Raw genomic sequence first — 21,523 nt, forward strand, 5'->3', positions numbered from 1 at the left:
CCAGACGACCCTACTGGCCCGGCGGCGGTGCGACATTCACCGGCGGCGGCAGGGGCTGCATGTCGAGCTGGTCGAGCTGCCGCTTGATGAGGTCGGTGAAGGCGTCGCTGTCCGGGGGAATGGCGTCCGCCCCCTGCCCGTCTGCAGCCGGTTGGCGAGCTTGCTCCGCAGCCGCTTTCTCCGCGGCAGCCCTCTCAGCGGCAGCCTTTTCTGCAGCCGCTTTTTCTGCGGCGGCTTTCTCCGCGGCAGCTTGCTCTTCGGCCGCCTTGGCTGCGGCTTCCGCTGCGGCTTTTTCTGCCGCGGCCCTTTCGGCGGCAGCCTTCTCCGCCGCTGCCCTGGCTGCTTCCTCTGCTGCAGCTTTCTCCGCTGCCGCCTTGGCGGCCTGCTCGGCCGCTGCTTTTTCGGCCGCGGCCCGTTCGACGGCGGCTCTCTCGGCCGCGGCTTTCTCCGCGGCAGCCCTGGCCTCGGCATCCCGGGATGCCGCTTCGGCGGCGTCCTGCGCCGCCTTCTCCTGCGCGGCCTGATCCGCGGCCGCCTTTTCGGCAGCAGCCTTGGCCGCTTCCTCCGCGGCAATGCGGGCGGCCTCGGCATCGCGCGCCGCCTGCTCCTGGTCCTGCTTCATCCGTTTGAGCTGGCGCGTGAAGACCTCGCGCTCCTGAATGTCCGACTGCATCGCCTCGACGCGCTGCACCTCCCGCTCGAAGGAGCGCAGCGTCAGGTAAGCGGTAAAGGCCGTCACGTCGATGCGGCGCTGCGGGGCCTCGATCGGCCCGCGGAACAGGATCGCCGCTTGCGGCGTCGCCCCGGTCACCGCGTCGTCGCCCGGATCGACACTCATGGTCCAGTCGCTCAACAGGCTGTCGTTGACGAGATCGACGGTCGCGGTCGCATCCGTCTTCGCCCTGACGCCTTCCAGAATGATTCGCGGCGCGCGCAGTGTTCCGGCGGCCGCCGAGAACGCACCATCCAGCCTGGAGAAGGCAAGATCGCCGGAATTGACCTGCGCCGCGAAGGCCTTCTCGATTTCGGCGTCGTCCAGCCCAAGACCGGCGTCGACCGCACGGGTCACCGCATCGAAGGCGGCCGGATTGAAGGACCTGAGGCGGCCGTCCGTCACGGTGACGTTGCCGCCGCCGCCAAGACCCGCGATGATTCCGGCAAGGGTGCGCCCGGAGCCGGAGAGATCGACATTGAGGTCGAGAGCACCGGTCGCCACCGGCCGGTCGTCGCTGCGCCAGATGACATCCTCCAGCGCCCCGCCGGTCAGCGAGGCACGCAGCGCCACATGCGCCGACCCGCTGTCCTGGCGCTTGATGACGAGGCTCGCCGTCGTCCGGCCACCCGCGATCCCGCCGGTCATGTCGTCAATGGCAAAGCCCGTCGCCGAGGAGCGCAGATGGAACGCCGCGTTCGCCAGCGTGAAGCCATCCGCAAGGTCGAGGCGGCTGGTCGTCACCGCGATATCGCCGTCCAGCCCCTCGACGAGCGACGGCCCGAAGGGAACGTCCGGCCAGACCGTATCCGATGTGACGGGCGGCTCCAGCGTGCCGGAACCGAGCGCCAGCTCCGCAAACCCCGCAAGGCTTGCCTCGCCGAGCGACAACTGCCCCGTCAGCGACGGGCGCTGCGGCGCCAGATCGAGGGCGAGATCGCCCGTCACCGGCGTGCCGATCGCCGTTCCCTTGATGTCCGCCAGCGTGACCTTGTCCTGCTGCGAGTCAACATGCACGCTGACGTCGATGGGCAGGGTCTCGACGAGGCTTGCGAGCGTCGGCCCGCCGAGCGCCAGCACCGGCCCGATGTCGTCGCTGCGGATCGCGACATCGAGCGCAGTCGTCGGCCTCTGGCCTTCCGCGAATGTCGCGTTCCCCTTCACGGCGACCGACGTATTGCCGAGCGAGGCGTTGGCCGTCACGTCCATGCCCGTGGCCGGCGTTCCATTGGCCGAGGCAACGACCTTGCCCGCTCCTGGCTTGCCGCCGTCGTCCACGTCGAACCCGAGCTGGCGCATCAACCGCGCGCCGTTGGGTCCCTGAAGGTTGAGGTCGAAACCGATACTGGAGTCGCGCCACTCGTCGACATGGCCCTCGAAGGTGACGCGCGTGTCGATCTTGCTGGCACCGGCGTCGCCGTCGACCTCGGCCGACAGGATGCTGCCCTTGCCCCGCGCCCGGGCATCAAGCTTGGCCCTGAGACGCAGCGGCATCAGCACAGGCGCCGACGTCCGGAAGAGTTCGGCCGCCGACGTCCCCGGCATCAGCGCATTGACGAGCGCAACCGCATCGGCGGCCTTGTCGGCCGTCAGCGAGGCCTCGATCCGGCCGTCGGGCGCACCGATCACATCGACGATCTTGCCCGAGGCATTGACGCTCACCCCGCCGACATCGTCGATCTTGAAGCGGTCGAGTGTCACCGCGCCGCCCTCGACGCGTGCATTGATGTCGACACCGCCGGCGGAAAGGTTGCCCGAGACAAGCGTGCCGGCCGAAAGATTGAGTGCCAGATCCGCGCTCTCGACCGTTTTGGCCGGGTCCTTGCCCGCGATCAGGCCCGCAAGGGCGCGGGCCGCGTCGAGATCCAGCGTCTCGGCCGAAAGCGACAGGACAAGCAGGGGTTTGCGGCCCCGGATGGCCGGGGTGAAGTCGATCGAGCCGGCAACGTCGGCATCGGCAATCGTGGCGCTGAGATTGTCGAGGACAACGTGATCGGCCGACGCCGTGACGTCGGCGCCAAGCGTGAAGGCGGCAAGACGCCCGGTCTCGTTGCCGGGCCGCCACCAGGCGATGAGCGCCGACGGCTGACGCGAGGCGAGCGCCGCATGCCCCTTGAAGGCAAGGCCGGGCACGAGTTTGATATCGCCGGTCGCCGCCAGTTCGCTCTGGCCGGGAAGACGGGCTTCAAGCTGCTCGATATGCCATTGGCCGCTGCGAACCGACGCATCGAAGCGCAGGTTCTGAATGAGGTCGCCGCCGACGACGAGCCCCGGAATATCGAATCCGAGCTGCCCGGAGATCGGCGGCACCGGCAGGGAGGCGAGCGCTGCCCCGAGCCCCTGCAGCGCCTCGTCGAAGCCGACGGGCGACTGCGCCCCGCCGCCGAGCGCCCGGTCGACGTCGATCTGCCGCGCCGAAACCACGGCGTCGAAGGTCGGGTCCACCCCGAAAGTGACATTTGCCGCCCCGGTGAAGACGAGCGACTTGTCCTCGGTACCGAAACGCAGTTCACCGTCTTTCAGAAGCAGCCGGAAGGGATCGAGTTCCAGATCCGAGGTCAGCCGCAAGGGCCGCGTTTCGGTGTCGTCCTTGGCGATCAGCCGCTGCACCGTGAGCTTGCCGGCAAGACTTGGAACATCGTCTTTGACCGTCGTCAGGCCGTCGACAACAATCGAGAAGGGATGGTTCGCCGGTGTGATCTCCAGACCCACCCGTGTTCCATCCGCCGCCCCGATCTCGCCTGCCGACGCGCGGATCATCGCCGGTTCGCCGTTGAAGACGGCCGCCCCTTCCAGTTTGTAGGGCCCGGCCAGCGAGCGGGCATCGACCACGGCATTGAAATCGCTGGCGGTATAGGTGGTGCCGCGGCGATCGTCGAGGAGGTTGAGGCGTCCCCCGACGATCTCGACCTTTTCCAGGATGACCTTTTTCGGGTCGATCCGCTGGGTCATCGTCGTCGACAGCCATTCGAAGCCGCCCTTGTCGTCGATATGGACGTTGGCCGTCGGACGCTCCAGCGTCATGTTGATGACGCGGATCTCACCGGTAAGAAGCGGGAAAAGCTCCAGCCGGACGGAGAATTTCTTCACCGTCATCAGCGGCGGCGTGCCCGCCTCGCCGATGCGCACGTCGTTGAAGGTCAGGGAGGGAAGCGGCAGGAACTGGGCATCGGCGGACCCGTCGACCCGAACCTTGTGTCCGATCAGCGCTTCGGCCTGCTTCTCGAAATCCGAGCGGAATGCGTTCCAGTCGACAAAAAGGGGCCCCACCAGCGCCGTCAGCAGCGCCAGTACAATCGCGACACCAATACCGAAATAAAGCTTGTTCAGCTCAACTCCTCCACTCCACGGCGCTCCCTGAGCAGCACGCGGCGATAATTCAAAGCCCCGGCACCCGCCGGTCCCGATCGGTTCGGGACCTCGGCGGAAAGATCGTCACCCCGGCATCTTTCCCGGGTTCATGATCCCAGCGGGATCGATCGCCATCTTGATACGGCGCATCAGATCCACTGCCCCCTTGCCGTGCTCATGCTCCAGATACTTGAGCTTGCCCTGCCCGATCCCGTGTTCGCCCGAACAGGTGCCGCCCATTTCGATCGCCCGGTGGGCAATCCGCGAGACCAGGGCCTTGCCCCGCTCCACCATGCCGGCATCCTCGGGATTGACGAGCAGGCTGAGGTGGAAATTGCCGTCGCCGACATGTCCCACGATGGGTGCCAGCAAGTTGCTTGCCACAATGTCCTCGGCCGTCGCCGTCACACAGTCGGCAAGCCGCGAAATCGGCACGCAGGCGTCGGTGGACAGCACCTCCCAGCCGGGCTTCAGGGCCTGCGCCGCCCAATAGGCGTCGTGGCGCGCCTGCCAGAGCTTGGTGCGCTCCTCTGGCCGCGTCGACCAGGAAAAGTCCCCGCCGCCATATTCGGACGCGATCGCCCCGAAGAGCTCGGCCTGCTCCTCAACATAAGCCTTCGTGCCGTGCAATTCGATGAAGAGCGTCGGCGTTTCGGTGAGTTCCAGCTTCGAATAGGCGTTGCAGGCGGCCACCTGGGGCGCGTCCAGCAGTTCGATCCGCGCCACCGGAATGCCGCACTGGATCGTCGCGATCACGGCCTGGCAGGCGCCCTCGATGCTGTCGAACGGGCAGACGCCGGCGGCGATTTCCTCAGGGATTCCGTGGAGTTTCAGCGTGATCTCGGTCACGATGCCGAGCGTTCCCTCCGATCCGACGAAGAGCCGCGTCAGGTCGTAGCCGGTCGACGACTTGCGGGCCCGTCCGCCGGTCTTGATGATCTCGCCGTCGGCAAGGACGACGGTAAGGCCGAGGACGTTGTCCTTCATCGTGCCGTAGCGGACGGCGTTGGTGCCGGAGGCGCGCGTGCCGGTCATGCCGCCGATACTGGCGTCCGCGCCCGGATCGACCGGAAAGAACAGCCCGGTGTCCCTGAGATGGGCGTTCAGCGTCTTGCGCGTCACGCCGGCGCCGACCGTGCAGTCCTGGTCCTCGACGTTGACGGCAACGATCTGGTCGAGCCCGGAGAGATCGATCGATACGCCCCCGAAGGGCGCGTTCAGATGTCCCTCGAGAGACGAGCCTGTGCCAAAAGGGATCACCGGCACATTTTGGGACGCGCAGATCCGGACGATCTCGGACACCTCCTGCGTGCTCCTGGCAAAGACCACGGCTTCCGGAGGCTGGTTGGCAATGGAGGTGGTGGTGTGCCCATGCTGCCGGCGAACCGCCTCCGACCGCGTGAAGCGATCCTGGAACCGTTCGGCCAGCGCGGCAAAGACCTGGTCGCGCCCATCCGCCGATGCCGCAGTAGTCTTTACCTGATCCATGTCTTGGTGCTCCCTGCCCTGTTCAATCCCGTATTCGCCATGCCGGCGCGGTTTCCGCAACCCCATGGCGCAGCCGGGAGGCCGCAAAAGATGAGAAAAGCGTTAATGGGTCAAGCTTTTCCAACACCCTTACAGAGGCTCCATCGCAAATTTTCTTTGCCGGTGTCATGCCGCGTCCGGTGGGTTAAGATCGATTTCGCGGGGCGTCGTTCCCGTCTATCGACCAGGGGACCGTCGTGACCTTTCCCGTACCCTTCGTTTCCGCGCCAGCCTCGCTGGAATCGGCTTGGATCGACTATAACGGCCATCTCAACGTGGCCTATTACCATGTCCTCTTCGACCGGGCAGTCGACGATCTCTTCGCAACGCTCGGCCTTGGGCCGTCCTATGCGTCAAGACGCCGTCTTTCGACCTTCACGGTCGAGGCGCATGTCTGCTACCTCGCGGAAGTCCCGGTCGACTCCATCGTGACGGTTTCCTCGCAGCTTCTTGCCGCCGACCCCAAGCGGATGCATCTCTTTCAGGAAATGCACAGCGTCGGGTCCGGCACCTTGCATGCGACCTGCGAGAGCCTCAGCCTTCATGTCGATCTGGAACGCCGGCGCGCCTGCGATTATCCACCGGAAATCCGGCAGAATATCGAGATGCTTCTGACCGCGCATGCCGGCTTGCCGGTTCCCGAACGTACCGGGCGCAGCATTGCCCTGAAAAAGGCTTGAGCCTTATTCTTCTTTGTACCCGTTCAAGGGCATACTTGGCACGATAGACATTCGTCTCGCCCTGGCTTTCAATACGGTATTCAACCTGGTGGAGTGAAAGAAGACCCGATGCATCCAAGGCATCCCGACCTTCAACACCTTTGCCGTATTGCGGCATTCATCCTCGCTCTGCCGTTCATTGTCGTCCTCTGGGCCCTTCCGGTCCAGGCCGCCCCGGCCATGTGGGTCGCCCGCGACGACGACAGCACCGTCTATCTTCTCGGCTCCATGCATGTCCTGAAGCCGGGCACCGACTGGATGTCCGACGATATCGCGCGGGCTTTCGCGGACAGTTCCAAGCTCGTCATCGAGACGGACGTCAGGCAGATGGGCATGAATCTGCTGATGAAATTCGGCATGAGCCTCGACAATCCCCTGTCGAAGCAACTCGCGGCCGATGAACTTTCGCGCGTCAGGGCGGCGGCCGACAACGTCGACGTCCGATTCGGCTTCATCGACCCCATGCGGCCCTGGCTCGCCGCGGCGACACTGGGGATGGCCGCCGTCAACAAGGCCGGCTACTCGGAGGCGGCCGGCGTCGAGGCAAGGCTTCTGGAAATGGCCAGGCGATCCGGAAAACCCGTCAGCGGACTGGAAACGCCGTCCGACCAGCTCTCCATCTTCGCCGACCAGGGCAAGGCGCAGGAAAAACGGATGCTGACGGCGATGCTGGACGTGCTGGACGATCCGGACGACACCGCCGCCCTCGCTGACAGGCTGACGGAGGCCTGGAAAGCCGGCCGGGCCGAAAATCTTTCCGAACTCGTCGATCTGACCTTCACCGGCGTTGACGCCGACCTGCTCGACAGGCTGCTCAAGCAGAGGAACCAGCGCTGGGCGAGCCAGATCTCCCGGATGATGCAGGGCTCGGGCACGATCTTCATCGCGGTGGGCGCGGCCCACCTCGTCGGCCCCGACAGCGTGCAGCATTTTCTTGCGCTCAAGGGCATCGAGACGGAACGGCTCCAGCACGTGCCCTCGAACCTCTGACAGGCTGATCCTGACGCTGCATCCCGATCCCGCGACGGACCGGGGAACGGCTTGCGCGAAATCGCAACAGGGGCCGGTCGGAGCCCCCTCGCTCCGGCCGCAATGTTGCTCTATTGTTCGCCCATGCAGAATCACCCGACTTCCTCGCACGGGCAGGTGCCCCAGCCCGACGAGACGGCCCCGCGCCCCGGTTCCATCGCCGCGCGCGCCCTTGGCGCGGCTCGCCCGGTCGCCTATCTCGACAACCTCAATCCGGAGCAGAAGGACGCGATCCTGACGCTCGATGGCCCGCTTCTGGTGCTGGCCGGCGCCGGCACCGGCAAGACCCGCGTGCTGACGACCCGCATCGCCCATATCCTTGCGACGGGCCGCGCCTATCCCTCGCAGATCCTTGCGGTGACCTTCACCAACAAGGCCGCCCGCGAGATGAAGGAGCGTATCGGCAAGCTGGTCGGCAGCGCAGTCGAAGGCATGCCGTGGCTCGGCACCTTCCACACCATCGGCGTCAAGCTGCTGCGACGCCACGCGGAAATGGTTGGCCTGAGATCCGATTTCACCATCCTCGACACCGACGACCAGATCAGGCTGATGAAGCAGCTGATCCAGGCCGAAGGCATCGACGAGAAGCGCTGGCCCGCCCGTCAGCTTGCCTCGCTGATCGATGGCTGGAAGAACAAGGGCCTCGGGCCGAAGGACATTCCCGAGGGCGACGCCCGATATTTCGGCAACGGCCGCGGACGCGAGCTTTACACCGCCTACCAGGATCGACTGAAGGTTCTGAACGCCGTCGATTTCGGCGACCTGCTGCTGGAGGCGCTGCGGCTCCTGCGCGAGCATCCGGATGTGCTGGCCGACTATCACCGCCGCTTCCGCTACATCCTCGTCGACGAGTATCAGGACACCAACGTCGTCCAGTATATGTGGCTGCGGCTTCTGGCGCAGGGATCGAAGAACATCTGCTGCGTCGGCGACGACGACCAGTCGATCTACGGCTGGCGCGGCGCGGAGGTGGACAACATCCTGCGTTTCGAGAAGGATTTTCCGGGTGCCAAGGTGGTCCGGCTGGAGCGCAACTACCGCTCCACGGCCCACATCCTCGGTGCCGCCTCGCACCTGATCGCCCACAACGAGGCGCGCCTCGGAAAGACGCTCTTCACCGACGCGGTCGATCCCGACGCCGACAAGGTGCGTGTCGCCGCCGCCTGGGACTCCGAGGAGGAGGCCCGCGCCATCGGCGACGAGATCGAACGCCTGCAGCGCCACGGATCGAATCTCAACGAGATCGCCATTCTCGTGCGCGCCTCCTTCCAGATGCGCGAGTTCGAGGACCGTTTCGTCACCCTCGGCGTGCCCTATCGCGTCATCGGCGGCCCGCGCTTCTACGAGCGCCAGGAAATCCGCGATGCGCTGGCCTATTTCCGCATCGTCAGCCAGCCGGCGGACGATCTCGCCTTCGAGCGCATCGTCAACACGCCGCGGCGCGGCATCGGCGGCGCTACGGTCCAGATGCTGCACGCCTATGGCCGCGCCAACAGCGTTCCGCTGACGGACGCCGTTCACAATCTGCTCCAGACCGAGGAACTGCGCGGCAAGGCCCGCACAAGCCTGACCGGTCTCATGGCAAGCATCGAGCGCTGGAGAAACCAGCTCGACGCCCTCTCCCACACCGAGCTTGCCAAGATGATCCTCGACGAGAGCGGCTATACCGAAATGTGGCAGAACGACCGCTCGGCCGAGGCTCCCGGCCGGCTGGAAAACCTGAAGGAGCTGATCCGCTCCATGCAGGATTTTGAATCGATGACCGGCTTCCTGGAGCACATTTCGCTGGTGATGGACCGCGACGCCGACGACAGCGCCGAAGCGGTCTCCATCATGACACTGCATTCGGCCAAGGGTCTCGAATTTGAGACCGTCTTCCTGCCCGGCTGGGAGGAAGGCCTTTTCCCGCACCAGCGCGCACTGGACGAAAGCGGGCGGGCGGGCCTCGAGGAAGAGCGCCGCCTTGCCTATGTCGGCGTCACGCGGGCAAAGAAGCGCGCAAACATCTGGTTCGCCTCCAACCGGCGCATTCACGGCTCCTGGCAATCCTCGATCCCCTCGCGCTTCCTCGATGAGTTGCCCGAGGCGCATGTCGAGGTCGTGGAACAGGGATCGAGCTACGGCGGCTATTCGCGCAGCAACTACGGCGCCTATGGCGCGAGCCGCTTCGACAGCCAGGCGACCTTCGGCGGCTCCTCCTACAACACGCCGGGCTGGAAACGGGCGGCCAAGACGCAGGCCTTCGGCGACGGAAGCTGGTCGCAGGGCACAGGCTCCGGCCGCACACCCTCCGGCGTGAAGATGATCGAGGGCGAACTGATTGCCCGCTCGGTCGTCGGCGGCGAGGCCAAATACGACGTCGGTGCGCGCGTCTTCCATCTGAAGTTCGGCAACGGCGTCGTCTTCTCGGTCGACGGCAACAAGCTCACCGTCGATTTCGACAAGGCCGGCCGGAAGAAGGTCGTCGACAGTTTCGTGGAAAAAATCTGAGACCCGCGATTTTTCGGATTTTCGCTGTTCTCGCGGCGTCCTTGATCGCGTTCGAGGTCTCCGGCGGAAGCCGCACGCGCTAGCACCTCGGCAGTCGTCCACCGATCTGCCGAGGATATCTGCCCGATGCGCCGCTTTCTGTTCGCCGCCTGTGTGGCTCTTGCCGCAATCGCAACGGCCCCCGCGCTTGCGGAACCGATCGGAACGGTCGGCGTCCGCCAATTCGCCCTTTCGGTGCCGGATCGCCCGCAGCCATTGAGTGTCTCGCTCTGGTATCCGGCCTTATCCGACGGAAAGACGCAGGCGATCGGTGGCTCCGGTGTCTTCATGGGCATCGAGGCTGTTCCCGATGCTCCCTTGTCCGAAGGCTCCCTCCCCCTCGTTCTCATACAATTCGGCGGCCTGCGCGCAGCGCCTGGGCTCGGCAACTGGCTCGCGGCCGATCTGGCGCGGAACGGCCTTGCCGTTGCAATGATCGATCCGCCGAGGCTGACGCCCGATCAGGCGGCCACGGCCCCATTGGAAGTCGGACACCGCCCCCGCGACCTGTCGAACAGTCTGACGGCCATCGCCGCGATGCCCGCGATCGCTCCTCACCTCGACATGCGGCGGATCGGTGTCATCGGCTTCTTCCTGGGTGGAACGTCGGCCCTCCAGCTTGCCGGCGCTGACATCGATCCCGACGCCTACGCCCGGTCCTGCGACAGCGATGCCGGCAACCCGGACTGTCGCTGGTTCAAGCACAAGGGCGTCGACCTCCACGCCATCGACCTGCAGAGCCTTGCCGCAAGCCGTCGCGATGCCCGTTTTGCCTATGCCATCGCGGTCGATCCGGAACTTCTCTCCAGCATCGACAGCACGGGCAAGGACGGAACCGGAGCACCTGTCGACATCATCAGGCTCGGCTCGCCGTCGGACAACTCTGCCCGGAATGCGCCGGACGCCGTCTTGCACGGCAACCCGGCAGCCCGGCGTCACACCATTTCGGCGAAGAGCCCCTTTTCAGCCTTTCCCGAATGCACGGCAAAGGGCGCGGCAATCCTGCGCGAGGAAGAGGAAAGCGAGGCCATCTGCTCAGACGGCGACGGACGGCCGCGCAGCGAGGTCCACAATGACATTGCGGGTATGATCCTGCGCATCATCGCGGGGCGGCAGGGGAATGGGACCGGCATCGACGATTGAAGCCCAGGGCCGGCGCGAGACAAAAAAAGACCCGCGCCCTCTCTGGGCACGGGGTCCAGTGGGAATGGTGCCCCGCTATTCAGCGGTCACCATTCCAGCGCCCAGGTCGGCAACAGATTACTGGGTTGCCGGCTGGGTCGTGGTGTCCATACCGGTCGCCGGCAGGGGCTTCTCGGCGGCCTTCATGGCCAGCGTCTTGAACTCGGGAGCCTTTTCAAGGGCATCCTTCGTGGTGTCGAGCGTCACCTTGCTCTCGTTTTCGCCGCTGGCGATCACCGTGAACTTGTCGTAGTTCACCGCGACCTCCTTCGCGCCGATGCCGAGGAAGCCGCCGACGCTGACGACCAGCGCCTTGATCTGGCCCTGCCCGTCGGTGACGAAATCGGACACCTCGCCGATATTCTCGTCACTGGCGTTGTAGATGGTCTCGCCGACGATCTCGGACGACAGCACCTCGCCCGGCTGCTGATCGGCAAAGAACATCTGGTCGCTCTTGCCGGCATCGGCCATGGTCTTCGTGCTGTCCGTGGCCGAAGGCATCTGGGCGCTGTCGGCCGGCGCCATCTCCGGCATCGTCTTGTTCATGTCGGAGCCGGTGTCAGGGCTCGCCGGCGTCGTCATGTCGGTCGACGGGGCCGGAGCAGTCTCCTGCGCCATCGCAGGCGTAAGAGCCAGCATGGCGGCGATCGACGTAGCGGTCAGAAGCGTTTTCATGATGCGTCTCCCAGTCTTTCGTGCATGGTCATCGTCTCATGGAATTCGCCAAAGTAACGATGCCAATGTTCAAACATTAATCTGCCAGATTTTTGCCAAAATCGCTCAAGAGAAAGCAAAGCACTGGCTGACCATAGAAGAACATCCGAGCGGCGATATAGTTCCGGATGCAAGTGTGAATAATTGAGTTTGATTGTCGGTCTGACAGACGGAAAGGCCGGCCGCGACATCTGTCGCGACCGGCCCGGATCGTGACTGTCTGGACGGCGCTTTGCGCGCTCTTCGACATGTCACTCATGAACGACGGAGCCCGGTCAGTTGACGGAGGTATCCTCCTTCATCGTCTCGGTCGTCGTCATGTCATTCGTCGGCGCCTTGATGATGCCCTTGTCCATGTCCGGGGACGGCTGCTCGGCAGCGCCCATCTCGCTCGACTTCGGCAGCGTGGCATCCACGCCGTCGGCCGGGGCATTCAGGGCACCCGCGTCCATATCGGGCGCCGGCTGGGTAGCAGGCGCGGCGTTGTCAGCCTTGGGCAGCGTCTGATCGACCTGATTGGTCGGCGCAATCGCTTCTTCTGCCAGCGCAGGATTGATAGCAAAGATCGTCGCGAAAGAGGCGGCAAGAAGAAGTTTTTTCATGATCTGTCTCCCAGATTTGATTTTCATCGAAGAAAATCCGGGAAGTACCCGAATATAACTTCCGAATAACCGGCGACAGATATTCGAACATCGCACATGACAATTCCAAATACCGTTTAATCGCTTGGTCATCAGGAAAACAGATGAGCTGGGAGATGGTTCCTGAATTATTCCTCTGAAAGAAAATTCGATTATTCAACACAGCGTGAAAAATCGCTCCGTCCCCGGACTATCCGGGGAAGACCGGCCTCGCCGACAGCGGGGGCCGGAGATGGTCAGCGCGGTCCAAGCGGCTCGGTCGCGGCAAGCAGCCAGCCGCGAACGCCGTCCTCCTCGGAGACCAGCGGCATCAGCTTTTCCCGCACCTCGGCATGATAGCGGTCGAACCAACTGATCTCGCCTTCGTCCATCAGCGAGACATCGACAAGCCGCTTGTCGATCGGTGCGAAGGTGAGCGTCTCAAAGCCCATCATCGGCCGCTCGCCGCCCTCGATCGGCTCCTCCGCCGTCACGATGACGAGATTCTCGATGCGGATGCCGTAGGCGCCGTCCTTGTAGTAGCCCGGCTCGTTGGACAGGATCATGCCCGGCTGCAGCTTGACGTGACTGGCCTTGGAAATCCGCTGCGGCCCCTCGTGGACCGAGAGATAGACGCCGACGCCGTGTCCGGTGCCATGGTCGAAATCGAAGCCGGCGTTCCAGAGAGCCTGCCGGGCGAGGATGTCGAGATGCGCGCCTGTGGTGCCTTTCGGGAAGCGCGCCCGCGAGATCGCGATCATGCCCTTGAGAACGCGGGTGTAGCGGTCGCGCATCTCCGCGCTCGGCGTGCCGACAATCACGGTCCGGGTGATGTCGGTGGTGCCGTCCTCGTATTGCCCGCCGGAATCGATCAGGAAGATCTCGTCCATCTTCAGCGGCAGGCAGCTTTCGCGGGTCACCCGGTAGTGCGGGATCGCCGCATGCGGCCCCGCCGCCGAAATCGTATCGAAGGAAATCTCCTTCAGCGCCCCGGTATCTCGGCGGAATTCCTCCAGCTTCTCCGCCGCGATCACCTCGTCGACGCTGCCGGCAGGCGCGGCCTCGTCGAGCCAGGCAAGAAAGCGGACCATGGCGGCGCCGTCGCGAATGTGCGCGCCTCGCGTGCCGGCAAGCTCCGCCTCGTTCTTGATCGCCTTCGGCAGGGTGACCGGGTCCTCGCCCTCGACGAGCTTCGCACCGCCCTCTTTCAGGAGGGTCCCGATCTTCGCCGCGGCCGTGCTCGGGTCGATCAGCACGCGTCTTTCGTCCCGTCCAAGATCCTCCAGCGCGCCGGTAAACTGGTCCGGTTCGGCGATGTCGACGACGGCGTCCAGTGCCGCCCGAACGCTGTTGGAGAGCTTTTGCCCGTCGATGAACAGCAGCGGCCGTCCTTCGGCCTGCAGGATCGCGAAGGCGAGCGGCACCGGTGTATGGCCGATATCGGACCCCCGGATGTTGAAGACCCAGGCGATCGAATCCGTCATGGTCAACACGGCGGCATCCGCGTCGGCCTCCGCGACTGCCTTGCCGATGCGCTCGATCTTGACTGCCGAAGTTTCACCCGCAAGCTGGTCCGGATACAGCGACACGGGGCCGACCGGCGGGTTCGGCTGCTCTCCCCAGACCGCATCGATCGGATTCCTGTCGACCGCCACAAGGAAGGCGCCGACCTTCTTCAAGGCCTTTTCAAGCCGCGCGACCTCGGCCATCGTGTGCAGCCACGGGTCATATCCGATACGCCGGCCTGCCCCCACATTCTCCTTCAGCCACTCGCCGACAGGCTCGTCCATCAGGTGCTTCGGCTCGAAGACCTCCGTGTTGACCTGCTGGCGAACCTGGATCGTGTAGCGCCCGTCGACGAAGATGGCCGCCTTGTCGGCCAGCACCGCGCAAAGACCCGCCGAACCGCCGAAGCCGGTCAGCCAGGCAAGGCGCTGGGCCGAGGGCGGAATGTATTCGCCCTGGTGCTCGTCGGCGAGAGGCACGAGGAACCCGTCAAGATCGTTGCGCTTCAACTCCGCCCGTAGCGCGGCAAGCCGTGCTGCCCCGAAACGCGGATCGGCGGAGGAATCGAAACTTTGAAACATGGAAATGATCCTTCGGGTGACACCGGAAACAGCACGCATGAACCGGCAACGGTCGACGAAAGAGCTAGCGTCTGCAATCAGGAAGCGTCAAGCGATGCCGTTCGGTTCCTCCCAAATCTGTCCGCTCCCTGTGATCCATCGTCATCATATTGCAATGCAGCATCGCCGCGACTCATCCCGGTCACTTTAACGTTTTAGGCGGAATTCCGGCCTTTCATGCGTCTTATGCAGGGCTGCCGTCCCGAATAAGCAGTTCGCCTTAAAGTCAACGGCGCCTATATTACCTTCGCAACGCAACATCCAATCCGGCGCGGGTCGCACGGGGGGAAGCGGTCAGGCGGGAAGCCCGCCACCTTTCTCGAAGGACCAACGCGCCGAACCCAAATCAGGATTTGAAAGGTCAGACCCATGGTCACTTACAACAAGTCGTCCGAGCCTGCGGGGCTTCGCAACGGCAACGGGCTCTTCCGCCGCACCTTCGAGGCCATGATGGGCGCCCGCGCCCGCCAGGCCAACCAGTTCGTCAACCACTACCTGTCGTCGATGGACACCGAAACCCTCGCCGGCCTCGGTTACGACGCCGAGCAGATCCGCCGGATGACGGCGCGCCGCACGTCGATCTGACCGCAGCCGGCACGACCTGTCGCAGAAAGTCCGAGGCCGCCCGTCTGGGCGGCTTTTCCGTTTGTGGCCGAGGGACCGAGGCGTTCTTCAGCGCGCCGGCGCAAATCGCATGACGAGCGTCGCCCAGCCGTCCCGCGTCAGGCAGTCCTTGCGGATGAACCCCTGCGCCCGGTAGGCGGCATCGACGCTAGACGCCTGCGAGACCAGCAGGCCGGAGAGAATGATCCAGCCACCGGGCGTCATGTGGGCCCGCATTTGCGACGCCAGCGACTTCAGCGGACCGGCGAGAATGTTCGCCAGAACGAGATCGAAGGTCCCGCGCGACAGTTCCGGGTGTCCGAATCCTTCCGCGACGACACCGCTCACCTTGCGCGGCACGCCGTTGAGCCGGGCATTCTCCAGCGCGATCTTCACGGAAACAGGGTCGATGTCGCTGGCGACAACCCTCTCCCCCGTCACCTTGGCATAGCCGATGGCCAGCACGCCCGACCCGGTGCCAAGATCGAGCACATTGTGGAATCGCCACTGACGCAGCAGCCGCGAAAGCGCGACGAGGCATCCCCACGTGGTCGGGTGATGGCCGGTACCGAAGGCCTGGTTGGCCTCGATTTCGAGCCCGATCAGACCGGACGGCAACTGCCCCCGGTCATGCGCGCCATGGACGACGAAACGCCCGGCCGCCACCGGGGCAAGACCCTTGAGGCTTTCCGAAACCCAGTCGACATCTCCCAGCGCCACGACCGTGAGGTCCAATCCATCGCCCTCGCCGGCAAGGATCCCCCGCAGCAACGCCTCCACCTCGGGCGCGGTGCTGTCGTCGAAGTAGGCATCCACCGCCCACGGCAACGTCTCGTCGGTGCCGATTTCTGAAGGCTCGCCCTGCTCCGACCATGCGACCGGCACGTCCTCGCCAAGCGCCTCCTCCAGAAGATCGGCGAGACGCACCGCATTGGCGGCGTCGGTCAGGATGCGGGCATGAATCTGCGGCATGGGCATGGCCTTGAGACGAAGAACGTTTGAGTCACAGGCAGGAACACGGGGGCATGGCCAAAGTCAACACGCCCCCGCATCCATAGACACGTACGTCACAAAAGTCCGAGCGAGAGGTAGATCGCTCCGTGCGTCATGTGCTCTCGCGCCTCCACATAGTCGCGATCGACGATCGCGAGTGCGGCGCGAAGCAGAAGATGCGCTCCAAGTCCGCCATAGAGGCAAAAGTGAAGGTTGCAGTCCTGCAAGGAGGAGGCGAAGGTAAGGATCGTGTCCATGGGGTTTCTCCGTTCGTTGGAACGGTTCCCCAAAAATACCAACGGGCTGGAAAACGGGATGCCATCATCGGAAGGACCGGAAACGCCGGAAAAAACTGGAAAAGGATCCCCCTATCCGGAACATCAGGAATTTTCCAAGCTATTGGATTGGCACCTTAATTTCGGCACCCGGCCCGAAGGATCGCCAGATGCGCCGGGAAAGCGGTGGAACAACAAGCGATTCGCCTCTGCCGTTGGGAGCGTCAACGAACGCACTGTACGCAACTGGCGCACAGGCCGAAGCAGACCAAACGATCTTGCCAGTATCGAGGAGGAACTCTTCGGCAAAAATGCTGCCTATGATCAGTGGCGATTTGACCTGCGCCATGCTTTTGACAACCGCGACACACCCAAGCCCGAATCCATCAGTCTTCGAATCCCCCGCGCACCCCAGCATTTCCTTGGTCGCGCAACGGATATCGAGGTCATTCTTCCCGTTGTCCTGTCATCCGGCGCTCAAACGTCCGTCCTCGTTCAGGGCGGCCCGGGGATCGGCAAGACGGCGCTGACGAAAGCCATCGGGAATCACCCTGAGGTCGTCGCGCGGTTCGGCGAGGAACGGCGATGGTTCGTGGAACTGGAAACAACCGCGACCGCAGCCGACATGCAGGATGCGATCACGCGCGCCATCGGCGGCGATCCCTCGCGCGGCTTCCGGGCAACTCTTGATAGTCTCGGGGTAGAACCGGGCCTCATTGTCCTCGACAATCTCGAAACGCCATGGGAGCCGACCGCAGAACGACGGGCAACGGAATATACCTTGGCCGAATTGGCTGCCCTTCCGGGTCTGGCCGTCCTGGCCTCTTTCCGGGGCCTAAACAGAATTGCGGGGCCTGACTGGGGGCGTGTCCATCACGTCCAACATCTTGCAGCGCCCTTCGACGCCGATCTCTTCCGCCGGATTGCCCAGAACGATTTTACGAACGACCCGGATTTCGACAAATTCGTTGGGGCTCTCGGCGGTATCCCGCTGGCCATCGAATTGGTCGCAACCCGCGCCCACGGGCGACAATCGCTGGCGACGCTCTGGCAGCAATGGACGAAAATCGGCGCCGATCTGGCCCGGGATTCCTCGTTCGGCGACGGGCGCCTCAGCTCCCTGCCGCATTCCATCGAGTTGTCGCTGTCATCCGAGCGCATGACGCCGCCGGCTCGTCGCCTCTTCGCCTTGCTCGGCAAGCTGCCGGCCGGGATAGCCGACGAGGATCGGGATACGCTGCTCGGTGACGACGGGTTTCCGGCCGAGGAAGCCCTGCTGAACCTTGCCCTTGCTTTGGAACATGAAGGCCGGATCGATTTGCTGCCGCCAATCCGGGAGCACGCCTTGCGCTACCATCCGCCCGGCCCACCGGATGATATGGCGTGGCCAAAGCATTATCTTGCACTGACGAAAGAGCGAGGCGAAGTTATCGGCAAACAGAAAGGCGAAGGTGCCATTGCTCGCCTCATGCTGGAGTTCGCCAACATCGACGCCGCCATCCGTGCTGTCCTTGGCATCGGACGGCGCGCTGACGCCATGGCGGCTCTCAGTGGCCTATATCGCCTGACCTATATTGCATCACTGCCTGCCCCGGTCTTGAATGACCTAGCCAAGGCGTGCAACGCAGACGGTGACCTGCTCGGTGAGGCCAACTGCATCTTTGGACTAGGCAATGTCGCTCTTGCCCGTTCCGACCACAACGGCGCCCAAAAGGCCTTTGAGGACGCACTTCCCCTCTACCGAAAGGTCGGCGACCTCCTTGGCGAGGCAAACTGCATCCATAGCCTCGGCAACATCGCTCTTCTCCACTCCGATCACGACGGCGCCCAAAAGGCCTACGAGAACGCACTCCCCCTCTACCGAAGGGTCGGCGCCGTCCTTGGCGAGGCAAACTGCATCAGAGGCCTCGGCGATATTGCTCTAGCCCGCTCCGACCACGACGACGCCAGAAAAGCCTACGAGGGCGCACTCCGCCTCCACCGAAAGGTCGACGACCTCCTTGGCGAGGCAAACTGCATCCAGAGCCTTGGCGACATCGCTCTTCGCCGCTCCGACCACGACGGCGCCCAAAAGGCCTATGAAGACGCCCTCTCCCTCTACCGAAAGGTCGGCGACCTCCTTGGCGAGGCAAACTGCATCAAGAGCCTCGGCGACATCGCTCTTCGCCGCTCCGACCAAGACCGCGCCCAAAAGGCCTATGGGGACGCACTCCCCCTCTACCGAAAGATCGGCGACCTCCTTGGCGAGGCAAACTGCATCAGGAGCCTCGGCGACATCGATTTAACCCGTTCCAACCACGACCGCGCCCAAAAGGCCTATGAGGACGCACTCCCCCTCTGCCGAAAGATCGGCGACCTCCTTGGCGAGGCAAACTGCATCAGGAGCCTCGGCGATATTGCTCTAGCCCGTTCCAACCACGACCACGCCCAAAAGGCCTATGAAGACGCACTCCCCCTCTACCGAAAGGTCGGCGACCTCCTTGGCGAGGCAAACTGCATCAAGGGCCTCGGCGACATCGCTCTTCGCCGCTCCGATCACAACGGCGCTCAAAAGGCCTATAAGGACGCACTCCCCCTCTACCGAAAGTTCGGTGACGTCCTTGGCGAGGCAAACTGCATCAGGGGCCTCGGCGACATCGCTCTTCGCCGCTCCGACCACGACGGCGCTCAAAAGGCCTATGAGAACGCACTCCACCTCTACAGAAAGGTTGGCGACGTCCTTGGCGAGGCAAACTGCACAGACGGCCTCGGAAATATAGCCCTCGCTCAAGGTGACAATCGGAAGGCGCGCGAGTGTTTTGATCTGGCGATGTCACTCTACGGTAAGATCGGCAACAAGGAATGGGAGGAAATCTGCCAAAAGAAGCTGGTCGAGCTGCCATGAGTGATGGCAATCAATCGAATGAAGACGCTCACGCCCCCCGCACCAGCTCCAGCCAGGCATCCTCGTCGATGACCTCGATGCCGAATTCCGTAGCCTTTGCGAGCTTCGACCCCGCCCCCGGCCCGGCCACCACAAGATCGGTCTTCTTCGACACCGATCCCGACACCTTGGCGCCGAGCCGTTCCGCCGTCGCCTTGGCCTCGTCGCGGGTCATCTTTTCAAGGCTGCCGGTGAAGACCACCGTCTTGCCCGCGACCGGTGAACCGCTGGCGACGATCGCCTCCTCGTCCTGCGGGATCACCTCGGCCAGAAGCGCCGTCAGCACCTCGATGTTGTGTTCCTCGGCGAAGAAGTCGACGACCGCCTCGGCCACGACCGACCCGATGCCCTCGATGCCGACGAGCTCGGCCCAGGCGTCGTTGCCCTTGTCGCCCTTCGAGACGGGCGGGACGGCCGCGCGCGCGCCGGCCTCGAAGGCCGACCAGCTTGTGTAGTGGCGGGCGAGCCGCTTGGCGTTGGTCTCGCCGACATGGCGGATGCCGAGACCGAAGATGAAGCGGGAGAGCGCCGGCGCCTTGCGCGCCCGGATGGCGGCGAAGAGATTGCCGACGGAGGTCTCGCCCCAGCCCTCGCGGTTCTTGAGCTTGGAAAGCTGCGAGGCCTCCTGCCGGGCCTCCAGCGTGAAGATGTCGGCGGGCGTGCGGATTCGCATCGCGTCGTCATCCGCCTCGAAGAAGAAGGCGATCTGCTTGTCGCCGAGCCCCTCGATGTCGAGCGCGTTGCGCGAGACGAAATGGCGAAGCCGCTCCTGCTGCTGCGCCGAGCAGACGAGACCACCGGTGCAGCGGTGCTTGGCTTCCCCCTCCTCGCGCACCGCATGGCTGCCGCAGATCGGGCAACGATCCGGAAACACGTAGGCCACCGCATCGGCAGGCCGCTTGTCGAGCACCACGTCGACGATTTGCGGAATGACGTCGCCCGCCCGCTGCACGATCACCGTGTCGCCGACGCGGATGTCCCGCCCCTCGCGGATCGGCTCGCCCGAATTGCCGATGCCCTTGATGTAGTCCTCGTTGTGCAGCGTCGCATTGGTGACGACGACACCGCCGACGGTCACCGGTTCGAGCCGCGCAACCGGCGTCAGCGCACCCGTGCGGCCGACCTGGATATCGATCGCCGTGAGCACCGTCGTCGCCTGCTGGGCCGGGAACTTGTGCGCCGTTGCCCAGCGCGGTGTGCGCGAGCGGAAGCCGAGCCGTTCCTGCAGGTCCAGCCGGTCGACCTTGTAGACGACGCCGTCGATGTCATAGTCGAGGCTGCCACGCAGGGTCTCGATCTCGTGATAGTGAGCGAGGAGGTCGTCCGTGGACACGCAGCGGGCCATCAGGGGATTGACCTGGAATCCCCAGGACTTGAAGGCCTCGACGACGTCATACTGCGTGCCGGCCGGAATGCTGGTCATCTCGCCCCAGGCATAGGCAAAGAAGCGCAGCGGCCGCGACGCGGTGACCTTGGGATCAAGCTGACGCAGCGAGCCCGCCGCCGCGTTGCGCGGATTGGCAAAGACCTTGCCGCCCCTCTCGGCCATGCGGGCATTGAGGTCCAGGAATGCCGCCTTGGCCATGTAGACCTCGCCGCGCACCTCCACGACATCGGGCGCGCCGGCTGGCAGAACCTGCGGAATCTCGTTGATGGTGCGGATGTTGGCGGTGACATTCTCGCCCGTCGTTCCGTCGCCGCGGGTGGCGCCCGTCACCAGCCGCCCCTTCTCGTAGCGAAGGCTCATGGAGAGGCCGTCGATCTTGGGTTCCGCCGTAAAGACGAGCTCGGCATCCGGACCGAGCCCCAGAAATCGCCGCACGCCGGCGACGAAGTCGACCACGTCCTCGTCGGAAAAGACGTTGTCGAGCGACAGCATCGGCCGGGCGTGCGTCACCTGACTGAAGGCCTCGGAGGGCGCGGCGCCGACCTTCAGTGACGGCGAATCCGGCCGGATCAGATGCGGAAATCGCGCCTCGATGGCCTGGTTGCGGGCCTTCAGCTCGTCGTATTCGGCATCCGAGATTTCCGGCGCGTCTTTCGAGTAATAAAGCTGGTCATGATGCGCCATCAGGCGCGCCAGCCGCTCCAGTTCGCCGGCCGCTTCGAGTTCGGTGAGCTGATCGACAGGCGGACCGGCGGGATGGGACATGGCGGACACTCGAAGGCTGGAAAATTCGGTGTCGGACTATAGCCGAGCAGGAGGAGGAGGAAAGGCCC

General features: G+C 64.3%; 15 protein-coding genes. 7 read left to right on the forward strand and 8 right to left on the reverse strand.

Going from position 1 to position 21,523, the window contains the following annotated elements:
- Positions 1–10 precede the first annotated feature (10 nt).
- Together HDIA_RS14475 and HDIA_RS14480 are read right to left on the reverse strand one after the other, a co-directional pair.
- A complete protein-coding gene (locus HDIA_RS14475) occupies positions 11–4,120 on the reverse strand; it encodes an AsmA family protein (protein WP_342748137.1) in 4,110 nt (1,369 codons plus the stop codon).
- A gap of 27 nt (positions 4,121–4,147) precedes the next feature.
- Positions 4,148–5,551 carry an FAD-binding oxidoreductase gene (locus HDIA_RS14480; protein ID WP_099556811.1) on the reverse strand — a complete coding sequence of 468 codons (1,404 nt, stop codon included), beginning with the start codon at positions 5,549–5,551 and terminating at the stop codon, positions 4,148–4,150.
- Positions 5,552–5,787: 236 nt separating this feature from the next.
- Between HDIA_RS14480 and HDIA_RS14485 the strand changes: the two genes are divergently transcribed.
- From HDIA_RS14485 to HDIA_RS14500, 4 genes are all read left to right on the forward strand, one after another.
- Positions 5,788–6,270 carry a thioesterase family protein gene (locus tag HDIA_RS14485; RefSeq protein WP_099556812.1) on the forward strand — a complete coding sequence of 161 codons (483 nt, stop codon included), beginning with the start codon at positions 5,788–5,790 and terminating at the stop codon, positions 6,268–6,270.
- Positions 6,271–6,378: 108 nt separating this feature from the next.
- Positions 6,379–7,299: a TraB/GumN family protein gene (locus HDIA_RS14490; protein ID WP_099556813.1), complete on the forward strand. Its 921-nt coding sequence runs from the start codon at positions 6,379–6,381 to the stop codon at positions 7,297–7,299.
- 123 nt (positions 7,300–7,422) lie between these two features.
- Positions 7,423–9,828: an ATP-dependent helicase gene (locus tag HDIA_RS14495; protein ID WP_173796238.1), complete on the forward strand. Its 2,406-nt coding sequence runs from the start codon at positions 7,423–7,425 to the stop codon at positions 9,826–9,828.
- Between the two features lie 126 nt (positions 9,829–9,954).
- Complete coding sequence (locus HDIA_RS14500) at positions 9,955–11,010, forward strand: alpha/beta hydrolase family protein (protein ID WP_099556815.1); 1,056 nt, start codon at positions 9,955–9,957, stop codon at positions 11,008–11,010.
- 117 nt (positions 11,011–11,127) lie between these two features.
- Here HDIA_RS14500 and HDIA_RS14505 read toward each other — a convergent pair whose 3' ends face one another.
- Entirely contained in the window at positions 11,128–11,724 is a 597-nt protein-coding gene (locus HDIA_RS14505; RefSeq protein WP_099556816.1) for a PRC-barrel domain-containing protein, read from the reverse strand.
- Between HDIA_RS14505 and HDIA_RS25380 the strand changes: the two genes are divergently transcribed.
- Positions 11,723–11,911 carry a hypothetical protein gene (locus tag HDIA_RS25380; RefSeq protein ID WP_157775659.1) on the forward strand — a complete coding sequence of 63 codons (189 nt, stop codon included), beginning with the start codon at positions 11,723–11,725 and terminating at the stop codon, positions 11,909–11,911. The two genes, HDIA_RS14505 and HDIA_RS25380, sit on opposite strands and share 2 nt — an antisense overlap.
- A 127-nt stretch (positions 11,912–12,038) precedes the next feature.
- On the opposite strand, the gene HDIA_RS14510 is transcribed toward HDIA_RS25380, so the two are convergent.
- Positions 12,039–12,392 (reverse strand): hypothetical protein, encoded by a 354-nt coding sequence (locus HDIA_RS14510; RefSeq protein WP_157775662.1) that lies wholly within the window; start codon positions 12,390–12,392, stop codon positions 12,039–12,041.
- Positions 12,393–12,640: 248 nt separating this feature from the next.
- The gene (locus HDIA_RS14515; RefSeq protein ID WP_099556818.1) at positions 12,641–14,470 is read right to left on the reverse strand and encodes an aminopeptidase P family protein; all 1,830 of its coding nucleotides are present in this window, start codon (positions 14,468–14,470) and stop codon (positions 12,641–12,643) included.
- 408 nt (positions 14,471–14,878) lie between these two features.
- Here HDIA_RS14515 and HDIA_RS14520 point away from each other — a divergent pair, with 408 nt between their 5' ends.
- Entirely contained in the window at positions 14,879–15,094 is a 216-nt protein-coding gene (locus tag HDIA_RS14520) for a hypothetical protein (RefSeq protein WP_099556819.1), read from the forward strand.
- A gap of 87 nt (positions 15,095–15,181) precedes the next feature.
- On the opposite strand, the gene HDIA_RS14525 is transcribed toward HDIA_RS14520, so the two are convergent.
- Together HDIA_RS14525 and HDIA_RS14530 are read right to left on the reverse strand one after the other, a co-directional pair.
- Positions 15,182–16,084 carry a 50S ribosomal protein L11 methyltransferase gene (locus HDIA_RS14525; protein ID WP_157775664.1) on the reverse strand — a complete coding sequence of 301 codons (903 nt, stop codon included), beginning with the start codon at positions 16,082–16,084 and terminating at the stop codon, positions 15,182–15,184.
- 95 nt (positions 16,085–16,179) lie between these two features.
- Positions 16,180–16,362: a hypothetical protein gene (locus HDIA_RS14530; RefSeq protein ID WP_099556821.1), complete on the reverse strand. Its 183-nt coding sequence runs from the start codon at positions 16,360–16,362 to the stop codon at positions 16,180–16,182.
- Here HDIA_RS14530 and HDIA_RS14535 point away from each other — a divergent pair.
- Positions 16,361–19,264, forward strand: coding sequence for a tetratricopeptide repeat protein (locus tag HDIA_RS14535; protein ID WP_099556822.1), 2,904 nt, complete (start codon positions 16,361–16,363; stop codon positions 19,262–19,264). The genes HDIA_RS14530 and HDIA_RS14535 overlap by 2 nt on opposite strands.
- 28 nt (positions 19,265–19,292) lie before the next feature.
- On the opposite strand, the gene ligA is transcribed toward HDIA_RS14535, so the two are convergent.
- Positions 19,293–21,455, reverse strand: a complete 2,163-nt coding sequence (gene ligA / locus HDIA_RS14540) for an NAD-dependent DNA ligase LigA (protein WP_099556823.1) — start codon at positions 21,453–21,455, stop codon at positions 19,293–19,295.
- Positions 21,456–21,523: the final 68 nt, after the last annotated feature.

Origin of the sequence: Hartmannibacter diazotrophicus, from assembly GCF_900231165.1 — a bacterium.
Classification (GTDB): Bacteria; Pseudomonadota; Alphaproteobacteria; order Rhizobiales; family Pleomorphomonadaceae; genus Hartmannibacter; species Hartmannibacter diazotrophicus.

Coding starts and splice junctions, on each gene's coding strand:
- HDIA_RS14480 (WP_099556811.1), bottom strand. CDS start 5,551: ATGGATCAGGTAAAGACTACTGCGGCATCGGCGGATGGGCGCGACCAG.
- HDIA_RS14535 (WP_099556822.1), top strand. CDS start 16,361: ATGGGGTTTCTCCGTTCGTTGGAACGGTTCCCCAAAAATACCAACGGG.
- HDIA_RS14490 (WP_099556813.1), top strand. CDS start 6,379: ATGCATCCAAGGCATCCCGACCTTCAACACCTTTGCCGTATTGCGGCA.
- ligA (WP_099556823.1), bottom strand. CDS start 21,455: ATGTCCCATCCCGCCGGTCCGCCTGTCGATCAGCTCACCGAACTCGAA.
- HDIA_RS14500 (WP_099556815.1), top strand. CDS start 9,955: ATGCGCCGCTTTCTGTTCGCCGCCTGTGTGGCTCTTGCCGCAATCGCA.
- HDIA_RS14530 (WP_099556821.1), bottom strand. CDS start 16,362: ATGGACACGATCCTTACCTTCGCCTCCTCCTTGCAGGACTGCAACCTT.
- HDIA_RS14510 (WP_157775662.1), bottom strand. CDS start 12,392: ATGAAAATCAAATCTGGGAGACAGATCATGAAAAAACTTCTTCTTGCC.
- HDIA_RS14525 (WP_157775664.1), bottom strand. CDS start 16,084: ATGCCGCAGATTCATGCCCGCATCCTGACCGACGCCGCCAATGCGGTG.
- HDIA_RS14495 (WP_173796238.1), top strand. CDS start 7,423: ATGCAGAATCACCCGACTTCCTCGCACGGGCAGGTGCCCCAGCCCGAC.
- HDIA_RS14515 (WP_099556818.1), bottom strand. CDS start 14,470: ATGTTTCAAAGTTTCGATTCCTCCGCCGATCCGCGTTTCGGGGCAGCA.
- HDIA_RS25380 (WP_157775659.1), top strand. CDS start 11,723: ATGATGCGTCTCCCAGTCTTTCGTGCATGGTCATCGTCTCATGGAATT.
- HDIA_RS14520 (WP_099556819.1), top strand. CDS start 14,879: ATGGTCACTTACAACAAGTCGTCCGAGCCTGCGGGGCTTCGCAACGGC.
- HDIA_RS14505 (WP_099556816.1), bottom strand. CDS start 11,724: ATGAAAACGCTTCTGACCGCTACGTCGATCGCCGCCATGCTGGCTCTT.